Source organism: uncultured Metabacillus sp. (genome assembly GCF_947503125.1).
Taxonomy (GTDB): Bacteria; Bacillota; Bacilli; order Bacillales; family Bacillaceae; genus Metabacillus.
On the sequence record NZ_CANNCR010000173.1, the window covers coordinates 1 to 789 of the forward strand.

Annotated in this window: 1 protein-coding gene; it reads right to left on the bottom strand. The window is 38.7% G+C overall.

The window, feature by feature from the left end:
* Nucleotides 1-64: 64 nt before the first annotated feature.
* Nucleotides 65-739, bottom strand: coding sequence for a hypothetical protein (locus Q1B07_RS26700; RefSeq protein WP_299095858.1), 675 nt, complete (start codon nucleotides 737-739; stop codon nucleotides 65-67).
* Between the last annotated feature and the right edge of the window lie 50 nt (nucleotides 740-789).

A 789-nucleotide genomic window follows, 5' to 3' on the forward strand; every position in this document is an offset into this window, starting at 1 on the left:
GTTGATATACTTATTTCTCTATCAGTCTGCTAGCCCTTAATTTTTTTGTCCAGCTAAGTGTAACCTATCCAATATCCTCTTCTTCAATTTCTACTTGTTCGTCTTCTTTCACATTTTTCTTAAGCAAAGCCAAGGCCAACCCTGTTACAAGAACATTCACTAAAATGGCTACAGCTCCTGTCCATGGTTGCGACATAGTAGGTAACATCAATACGCCACCAAATGGTACAGTTGCATCTGCTCCTAACACCATCGTTGTTGCTCCACCAGCCGCTCCACCAATAGCTACTGCCGTTACACAACGAACAATATCATTCATAACAATCGGAATGACACCTTCAACAATATTAATAACACCCATTGGAACTGCCGATTTCAAAGTCTCAATTTCTGATCGTGTATAGATATTTTTCCTAAACATTTTTGCAATAAAGTAAGCTAACCCAAATCCAATTGGTGTTGCTGTATTTACTAATTGTAAGGCTGTAATTGGTCCATTAATTCCTTCTGCCTGCATTGTCAATACGAAGGCAAATACAGTCTTGTTAATTGGGCCACCAAAGTCAACTCCACTCAATAAGCCTACAACTCCACCAAATACTAACAATGAAGAAGTACCTAAACTATTTAATGCATTTGTTAATAATGATGTAAAAGCAGCGATAGGGATACCAATAATGTAAACTATGATGAGCCCGCCAATAATCGAGGTGAAGTCTGAAATGAATACTCTGGGCACCCAGTTAAAAAATGGGCATAGCAAAACAAGCCATCGATCGATGACTCAAC